Raw genomic sequence first — 8,194 nt, 5'->3', positions numbered from 1 at the left:
CTGTGCCATACCCCGCTGCCCCCCGACACCGACGAATGCCCCGCCTGCGCGCGCGCCCAGCCACCGCAAACGTCTACCTGGGTGCTGCTGCGCCTGTGGCGCTTTGCGCGCCCCTACCGCAAGCAGCTGGCCGCTGGCTTTGCCCTCACACTGGCTTCTACTGCGGCCACGCTGGTGCCGCCCTATCTCACCATCCCGCTGATGGATGACATCCTGATCCCGTTCCAGAACGGCCAGCAGATCGAGCCCGGGCTGGTCGTGCTGTATCTGAGCGGCCTGCTGCTGTCGGCACTGGCTGCATGGGGGCTCTCCTGGGCGCGCACCTACATCCTGGCGCTGGTGTCCGAGCGCATTGGCGCCGACCTGCGCACCACCACCTACGAGCACCTGCTGCGCCTGTCGCTTGACTACTTTGGCGGCAAGCGCACGGGTGATCTGATGGCGCGCATCGGCTCCGAGACCGACCGCATCAACGTGTTCCTGTCGCTGCATGCCCTCGATTTCGTCACCGATGTGCTGATGATCTGCATGACGGCGGCCATCCTTTTCTCGATCAACCCCTGGCTGGCATTGGTCACACTGGTGCCGCTGCCCTTTATTGGCTGGATGATTCACACCGTGCGCGACCGCCTGCGCACGGGTTTTGAGAAGATCGATCGCGTGTGGTCCGAGGTGACCAATGTGCTGGCCGACACCATTCCGGGCATCCGCGTGGTCAAGGCATTCGCCCAGGAAAAGCGCGAAGCCCAGCGCTTTCGCGATGCCAACCAGCACAACCTGGAAGTGAACGACAAGCTCAATAAGACCTGGTCGGTGTTCACGCCTACCGTGTCGCTGCTGACCGAAATCGGCCTGCTCGTGGTCTGGGCGTTCGGCATCTGGCTGGTGTCGCACAACCAGATCACCGTGGGTGTGCTGACGGCCTTCATTGCCTACATCGGGCGCTTTTACGGCCGGCTCGATTCAATGAGCCGCATCGTTTCGGTCACGCAAAAGGCAGCGGCGGGCGCCAAGCGCATCTTTGACATCCTGGACCATGTGAGCAACGTGCCCGACCCGGTTCAACCCGTGAAGCTGGCCCGCGTGGAGGGCGCGATCCAGATGCGCAACGTGGGCTTTCGCTACGGCAGCCGCGCGGTCATCAAGCACCTGGATTTGGACATTCGCCCCGGCGAGATGATCGGCCTGGTGGGGCACAGCGGCTCGGGCAAGAGCACGCTGGTCAACCTGATCAGCCGGTTTTACGACGTGAGCGACGGTTCCATTCAGGTCGATGGCGTGGACATTCGGCGTTTTGCCGTGGCCGACTACCGCCGCCACATCGGCCTGGTGCTGCAGGAGCCCTTCCTGTTTTTCGGCACCATTGCCGAGAACATTGCCTACGGCAAGCCCGATGCCACGCGCGAAGAGATCATTGCGGCCGCCCGCGCCGCCCATGCGCACGAGTTCATCCTGCGCCTGCAGCACGGCTACGACTCGCTGGTGGGCGAGCGCGGCCAGGGCCTGTCGGGTGGCGAGCGCCAGCGCATCAGCATTGCGCGCGCGCTGCTGATCGACCCGCGCATCCTGATACTGGACGAAGCTACGTCGGCCGTGGACACCGAAACCGAAAAGGAAATCCAGAAGGCGCTCGATAACCTGGTGCAAGGACGCACCACCATTGCCATCGCCCACCGCCTGTCCACCCTGCGCAAGGCCGATCGGCTGGTTGTGATGGACCGGGGCGAAGTGGTCGAGGTCGGGCCGCACGACGAACTCATGGCAAAAGAGGGCGCCTACTGGCGGCTGTATGAAGCGCAGGCCCGCCGAGCCGAAGAAGACGCACAGGCGGCTGGCGTCATCATCGACAGCGGTCTGCTGCACCCGGCGCACCCCGCTGGCAATACTTGATTGACACCGAAGGAACCGCCATGAACACCACTGCCTTCACGCTTGTGTCCTCTCCTGTATTCACCCTGGCTCGCAACTCCCACGGCCGCCTGGTTCTGACCCAGCCCGACGGCACTGCCCATGAGGGCGTAACGCCCGTGCGCGCATTTCCCATTGCGGCGCCCTCCGAAGGCCTTTCGCTCATCGGCCCGGATGGCCATGAGCTGGCCTGGATTGACCGCCTGGACCAGCTGCCCGAGCCGGCACGCCACCTTATTGATGAGGAGCTGGCGGTACGGGAGTTTGTGCCCACTATCAGCCAGATCACGTCCGTATCGAGTTTCTCGACCCCCAGCACCTGGGCCGTTGTCACCGACAAAGGGCCCGCGCAGTTTGTGCTGAAGGCCGAGGAAGACATTCGTCGCCTGGGCGGGCGCACGCGTCTGCTGATTTCCGCGGGGGACGGCATGCAGTTTCGGGTGCCGGACACCACGGTGCTGGACAAGCACTCCCGGCGCTTGCTGGAGCGGTTTCTGTAAGCGCTTCGGAGCGCGTTGCGCAAGAAGGCGCGGGTATCGCTACACCGGCTGTTTTTAAGGGTAAACCCTTGTTTTGGCCCATAAGGCGAAAAAGGGCTTAATTTCCCCTTCTTTTTGCCGTTATGGATGTACGAGGAGGCTGTAAAGCAATTTCTCGTTTCCATTCATGAAGGGCCATGGTTATGCAACTGCCACCTGTCGATCGATCGCCAAGCTGGCGTCCTCAGGGCGCTGATTTGTATTCCACTGGTGCTTCGGGCGCCCCTGCGGTGCGTCCCATCAACGCGCCCAACCCGGTCGAGTCCATGGACCGCCTGGGAGAAGGCGCCATCGTGCGCGAGCCCGATAAGCCCTCCGCCCCCGAGGCCCCCAACCGCGACTGGACGGAAGTCAAGAAAAAAGAAACGGTCGAGGAGCCCCCCGAGCCGCCCAAGGAGCCCATCTCCAAGCAGTTGCTGGAGTTCATCCAGTCCATGTGGCGGGCCAGCGGCAGTGCGGTGGAGCTGGCACAGGACATCAACAAGATGACCCTGCAGGAACGCCTGGCCCAACAGGTCAAGGAAGAGCCACTGACCTATTCAGACCCCAAGATCAAGCGCACCTCGGGCTTGTAGGGCTACCCGCTGGGTCTGCACGCATGCGTGGGGTTGATTCAAGCCCGCGCGTGGGCACGGGGTAAACACTTACCCGTGATATTTGCTATCAAATAAATAGCTTATGACGCTTGCTGCATAAGCACTTTGCGGCATTTTGACGTGTATTCCGTCGCGACCCATTGCATGGCCTCGCATTGCCTCAAATTGGGTCAAGGCTTCACGACCTGATTGCCCGACGCCACATCGGCTTGCGCGGCCCGCTTGCGTTGACGTTCTGCGCGGTATTTGACGGCAAAAACCTGCACTTCGGCGTAAGAAACGAGGTTGTCGCGGTTGGTGTCGGCGTCGTCAAAGGCGGCGGACAAGGGTGGAAAGAGCACCACTTCGCTGCGACTGAGCTTGCCGTCGCCGTTGAAGTCGAGCATCTTGAATTGCTGCATGGCCTTGATTTCGCCTTTGGAAATCGGGGCACCGTCCTGTGCCGGAGCGCCGGCCACCGACGGGTTGGCCAGCGCCGCGGTGCAGCCCAGGGCAGCCAGCAGTGCCAGCGAAATTTTCATGCGCATGCGCAAAGCTCCTTGAATCGAACCCGACCATGGTGACATAGCTGCGGCTGGCCGGCGGGATTGCAACGCCGTGCAGGCAGGCTTTCACCGGGTGTTGCAAGTTTTTGCCGGATGGACGCGGCCCACACATGGCAACTTTGCACACAACGGGGCGGAACACGCGCCTCAGTGGGCCGGCTGCGTGCCCTGGTTGGCAATGCCGCTGCGCACATGGCCGGCGGGCACATGGCGCGCTGCCGAGGTGACATGGCCCGTCTGGTCGTCAAAAAAGAAATCGGGCTCGAACTCGCGCAGGAACTCGCCCTTGGGCATGCCGCCCAGAAACATGGCTTCATCCACTGCGATCTGCCAGCTCATCAGCGTCTGGATGGCCCGCTCGTGTGCGGGCGCGCCGCGCGCCGTGACCAGTGCGGTGCGGATGCGCATGGACGGCGCGCCGCTTTGCTGCAGGCGGTGCAGGGCCGATAAAAAGGGCTTGAACGGCCCGGGGGGCAGGGGCAGCAAGGCTTTTTCGACCTCGTGGGCCTGGAAGGCGTCGAGCCCTGAAGACTGGAACACCCGCTCGGCCTCGTCCGAAAACAGCACGGCGTCGCCGTCGAACGCAATGCGCACTTCGTGCGGGTGGGCAATGCTGGCCTGGGCCGATTGCGTGGCGACCTGGGCAGCGGGGAAGCCCATGGCCAGCGCCTCGTTCACGTCGGCCGCATTGGCCGAAAGAAACAGGTGCGCGCCCAGCGGCCGCAGGTAGCGAAACGGCGCTGCCCCCTGCGTGAAAACCCCGCGCTGCACAGACGCCAGCCCGTGGGCCTTGGCCGAGCGGAACACGCGCATGCCGCTGACCGGGTCGTTGCGCGACAGCACCACCACCTCCACCCGCTGCTGCGCGGGCTCGTTGAAGGCCAGCAGCTTCTTGACCAGCGAAAACGCCACGCCAGGCCGCGCTGGAACATCCAGCCGGTCGAGCTGCAGCTGCATGTAGCTTTGCGGGTGGTCCGGGTCGAAGAGGCGGTTTTCTTCTTCAAAATCGAACAGTGCGCGCGACGAAATCGCCACCACCAGCTTGTCATCCAATGTCACGGCCATGGAGCCTCCCTGTCAGCAATCGATTGCCTGCGTGAAAGTCGCAGCCTGTGATACGGGCGCGCCCCAAGCCAGGGCCGCCGTGCAAGGGCCGCCCCGCCGCACGGGCGGCGTCCCCCTGGGGGGAAGGCGCGCAGCGCCACAGGGGGGCATCTCACTTCACAAACTGGTTGAGCTGGATGATGGGCAGCAGCACCGCCAGCACGATCAGCATCACGATCAGGCCCATGGCCACGATGAGCAGCGGCTCCAGGATGGTGGCCAGCTGCATGGCGCGGCGCTGCACTTCGGTGGACAGCTGGGTGGCGGCGCGCTGCAGCATTACCGGCAGCTGGCCGGTCTGCTCGCCCAGGCGCGCAAACATCGACAACAGCCCGGGAAAGCGCTTTTTCTGCGCCAGTGCCGAGGCCAGCGGGGCACCCTCGCGCACCAGCACCAGCGCGTCGAGTGCGTCGGCGCGCAGCGCGCGGTTGTTCAGGGTTTCGGCGGAAGCCTGCAGGGCCTTGAGGATGGGCACGCCCGCGCTGGCCAGCATGGCCAGGGTGCTGGCAAAGCGCGCCGCGTTGTAGCCGCGTGCCAGTTTGCCCACCAGGGGCAGGTTCAGCCAGGCGGCGTCAAATTTTTGACGGAAATGCTCAAAAGTCAACGCCCATTTTGCGCCTATAGCTATAAATGCAATAGCAATCAACATCAACCAGCCATAGCTTCGGACCAAGGCGCTCAGCCCCAGCATGGCCACGGTGAGGATGGGCAGGGCGCGCTTGGTGCCGGCAAACACGCTGGCCACCTGCGGCACCACGTAGCTCACCAAAAACAGCACGATCACGATGGCGACCAGGGTGACGATGGCCGGGTACAGCGCCGCGCCCATCAGCTTGGCCTGCAGGGCCTGGCGCTCTTCGAGGTCGTCGGCCAGGCGCTCCAGCACCAGGCCCAGGTTGCCGCTGTGCTCGCCCGCGCCGATGACGGCGCAGTAGATGTCTGAAAACTCGCGCGGGTGCTGGGCCAGGGCGCGGGCAAACGTGGCACCGGCATTGACCTCGGCGCGCAGCGCGGCCACCAGGTGGCGCTGGCGTTCGTCGTCGGCTTCTTCGGCGAGCGCCGTGAGCGCCCGCTCCAGCGGCAGGCCGGACGACACGAGCCCGGCGATCTGGCGCGTCCAGATCGCCAAGGCCGAGGCGCCAAACACTGGCCGCGTGAACAACCGCTGGCCCAGGCTGGCCGAGCTGCCATCCAGCGACTGGCCGGTCTGCACCGGTTCCACCGCCAGCGGCACCAGCGCCTGGGCCCTCAGCAGGCTGCGCGCCGCCTTGGCCGTGTCGGCCTCCATGAGGCCCTTGCGGGTCTGGCCCTGGGCGTCCAGGGCTTCAAAGGAAAATGCGGGCATGCGATGCGAAGGGGCGGTAAAGAGGCGTTCGAGCGGTCAGTGAATCACACCACTGGCGGTCCCAGACAAAAAATTCGTCGGCCCGTGATGGTAGCGGCTCGCTGCTGCCTTGGCCGACGCACTGTGGTGGCGCCACGGCGATGACTCAGGTCAAGACAGCGCCGCACTGGGCGCGCAGAATGAAAAGAGATCTGCGGCATCGGGTTGCAGATGTTCTGAACAAGGAGCCTTTCATGCTGAAGAACAAGGTGGCGTTGGTCACGGGTGCTTCGTCGGGTATCGGGCGTGCGGTTGCGCTGATGTGGGCGCACGAGGGTGCCAAAGTGGTGGTGTCGGACGTGAATGTGCAGGCGGGCGAGGAAACCGCCGCCCTGGTGCGTGCCGCCGGGGCAGATGCCATTTTTGTCGCGGCCGATGTGGGCAAGCCTGCGGACTGCGAGGCACTGGTCCACCGCACGGTGGCCCACTATGGCCGCCTGGATGTGGCGTGCAACAACGCCGGCATTGGTGGCCCGCAGGCGCCTACGGCCGACTACCCGCTGGACGGCTGGGATCAGGTCATCAACATCAACCTCTCGGGCGTGTTTTACGGCATGAAATACCAGATCGCCGCCATGCTGAAAAATGGTGGCGGCTCTGTCATCAACATGGCGTCCATTCTGGGCGCGGTGGGTTTTGCCACCTCGCCTGCGTACGCCGCCGCCAAGCACGGCGTGTTGGGGTTGACCAAGGCAGCGGCGCTGGAATACAGCGCACAGGGCGTACGCATCAATGCCGTGGGCCCCGGTTTCATCCATACGCCCATGATCAGCGGGCTGGAGCAGGACGCTGGTGTCAACGCCATGCTGGTGAGCGCTCACCCCATTGGCCGCCTGGGCCGGCCTGAAGAGGTGGCCGAGCTGGTGACCTGGCTGGCGTCCGACAAGGCGTCGTTCGTGACCGGGGCTTACTACCCCGTGGATGGCGGCTACCTGGCGCGGTGATGTGCCGTTAGCCGGTAGGGCGCCGAGAAGCGCTCAGGCGTTCACGGCTTCGCTGCCCTCTGCCATCGCGGCATGCGCCTGGGCCGCGATATCCAGCGACCGAAGGCGCAGCGCCGGATCGAACACATCGCTCACCAGCATCAGTTCGTCGGCGCTCGTGGCCTTGTGCAGGTGGGCCAGGCCGGCGCGCACGGTGTCGGGCCCGCCGATCACGGCGGCGGCCAGAAAGTCGCCAATGGCGGCGCGCTCTTGCGGCTGCAGGCGCGCGGCATAGTTCTCGATGGGCGGCATGAGGCGGCTGCGGTCGCCTGTGAGGATGCCCAGCACGCGCTGGTAGGTGCTGCTGGCCAGAAACTCGGCCTCCGCGTCGGTGGGCGCCGCGATCAGGGGCACGCCAATCACCACATAGGGCTTGGGCCAGGCCGCAGACGGGCGATAGAGGCTGCGGTACAGGTCAATGGCCTGGTGCAGCATGCGCGGCGCAAAGTGCGAGGCAAAGGCATAGGGCAGACCGCGTTCGGCTGCCAGCTGCGCCGAAAACAGGCTGGAGCCCAGCAGCCAGATGGGCACGTTGGTGCCCGCGCCGGGCATGGCAATGAGGCGCTGGCCCGGCTCGGCGGGAGCCAGCAGGCGCTGCAGCTCGGCCACGTCCTGCGGAAAGTCGTCGGCCGTCTCCACGCGGCTGCGGCGCAGCGCGCGCATGGTGGTGGGGTCGGTGCCGGGCGCGCGGCCCAGGCCCAGGTCGATACGGCCGGGGTAGAGCTCGGCCAGCGTGCCAAAGGCTTCGGCCACCACCAGCGGCGCATGGTTGGGCAGCATCACGCCGCCCGAGCCCACGCGGATGCGCTGCGTACCCCCGGCAATGTGTCCCACCAGCACGGCGGTGGCCGAGCTGGCAATGCCGGCCATGTTGTGGTGCTCTGCCAGCCAATAGCGTTTGAAACCCAGCGATTCGGCGTGTTGCGCGGTGCGCAGGGCGATCTGCAGCGCCTGGGCGACGGTGCCGCCTTCGCGCACGGCGACCAGATCGAGCATGGAAAGAGCGGGGCGTGGGGTGGTAGTCATGGCCCGATTGTCGGCGCGGCGCGCAATGGCTGCTGCCGCTGCTGCGGGAGCCGGGTCTTTGTGCAAGGTCGTCGGCCGCCGGTGCGACGCAGGTGTCATTTTTGGTAGC

General features: G+C 65.2%; 8 protein-coding genes. 4 read left to right on the top strand and 4 right to left on the bottom strand.

Annotation, left to right across the window (positions count from 1 at the left end):
* The 3 genes from DTW89_RS12530 to DTW89_RS12520 all read left to right on the top strand — a co-directional run.
* Positions 1 to 1,890: cyanophycin metabolism-associated ABC transporter (locus DTW89_RS12530; RefSeq protein WP_147277656.1), on the top strand; the 1,890-nt coding region annotated here is incomplete at its 5' end.
* Between the two features lie 20 nt (positions 1,891 to 1,910).
* Positions 1,911 to 2,408 (top strand): cyanophycin metabolism-associated DUF1854 family protein, encoded by a 498-nt coding sequence (locus DTW89_RS12525; RefSeq protein ID WP_114656188.1) that lies wholly within the window; start codon positions 1,911 to 1,913, stop codon positions 2,406 to 2,408.
* A 182-nt stretch (positions 2,409 to 2,590) separates the two neighbouring features.
* Positions 2,591 to 3,022, top strand: a complete 432-nt coding sequence (locus DTW89_RS12520; RefSeq protein WP_024812875.1) for a hypothetical protein — start codon at positions 2,591 to 2,593, stop codon at positions 3,020 to 3,022.
* Between the two features lie 191 nt (positions 3,023 to 3,213).
* Here DTW89_RS12520 and DTW89_RS12515 read toward each other — a convergent pair whose 3' ends face one another.
* The 3 genes from DTW89_RS12515 to gspF all read right to left on the bottom strand — a co-directional run bounded on the left by DTW89_RS12515 (position 3,214) and on the right by gspF (position 6,037).
* Entirely contained in the window at positions 3,214 to 3,564 is a 351-nt protein-coding gene (locus tag DTW89_RS12515; protein ID WP_114656191.1) for an EF-hand domain-containing protein, read from the bottom strand.
* 171 nt (positions 3,565 to 3,735) lie between these two features.
* Complete coding sequence (locus DTW89_RS12510; protein WP_024812873.1) at positions 3,736 to 4,653, bottom strand: 5'-nucleotidase; 918 nt, start codon at positions 4,651 to 4,653, stop codon at positions 3,736 to 3,738.
* 151 nt (positions 4,654 to 4,804) lie between these two features.
* The gene (gene gspF / locus DTW89_RS12505; RefSeq protein WP_114656187.1) at positions 4,805 to 6,037 is read right to left on the bottom strand and encodes a type II secretion system inner membrane protein GspF; all 1,233 of its coding nucleotides are present in this window, start codon (positions 6,035 to 6,037) and stop codon (positions 4,805 to 4,807) included.
* Positions 6,038 to 6,270: 233 nt separating this feature from the next.
* On the opposite strand from gspF, the gene DTW89_RS12500 reads away from it, so the two are divergent.
* A complete protein-coding gene (locus tag DTW89_RS12500) occupies positions 6,271 to 7,020 on the top strand; it encodes an SDR family NAD(P)-dependent oxidoreductase (protein ID WP_114656186.1) in 750 nt (249 codons plus the stop codon).
* Positions 7,021 to 7,053: 33 nt separating this feature from the next.
* Here the strand turns inward: DTW89_RS12500 and DTW89_RS12495 are convergent, their stop codons facing one another.
* Entirely contained in the window at positions 7,054 to 8,085 is a 1,032-nt protein-coding gene (locus DTW89_RS12495) for an LLM class flavin-dependent oxidoreductase (RefSeq protein WP_114656185.1), read from the bottom strand.
* Positions 8,086 to 8,194: the final 109 nt, after the last annotated feature.

The organism is Acidovorax sp. BoFeN1 (genome assembly GCF_003345135.1).
In the GTDB taxonomy this organism is placed as follows: domain Bacteria; phylum Pseudomonadota; class Gammaproteobacteria; order Burkholderiales; family Burkholderiaceae_C; genus Acidovorax; species Acidovorax defluvii.
The sequence above is the reverse complement of the archived record's forward strand: the minus strand, read 5'-3'. Positions and strand labels throughout refer to the sequence as shown.

Bases quoted from the DNA above. Each gene is read 5' to 3' on its own strand.
- DTW89_RS12525 (WP_114656188.1), top strand. From the start codon at position 1,911: ATGAACACCACTGCCTTCACGCTTGTGTCCTCTCCTGTATTCACCCTG.
- DTW89_RS12520 (WP_024812875.1), top strand. From the start codon at position 2,591: ATGCAACTGCCACCTGTCGATCGATCGCCAAGCTGGCGTCCTCAGGGC.
- DTW89_RS12515 (WP_114656191.1), bottom strand. From the start codon at position 3,564: ATGAAAATTTCGCTGGCACTGCTGGCTGCCCTGGGCTGCACCGCGGCG.
- DTW89_RS12510 (WP_024812873.1), bottom strand. From the start codon at position 4,653: ATGGCCGTGACATTGGATGACAAGCTGGTGGTGGCGATTTCGTCGCGC.
- gspF (WP_114656187.1), bottom strand. From the start codon at position 6,037: ATGCCCGCATTTTCCTTTGAAGCCCTGGACGCCCAGGGCCAGACCCGC.
- DTW89_RS12500 (WP_114656186.1), top strand. From the start codon at position 6,271: ATGCTGAAGAACAAGGTGGCGTTGGTCACGGGTGCTTCGTCGGGTATC.
- DTW89_RS12495 (WP_114656185.1), bottom strand. From the start codon at position 8,085: ATGACTACCACCCCACGCCCCGCTCTTTCCATGCTCGATCTGGTCGCC.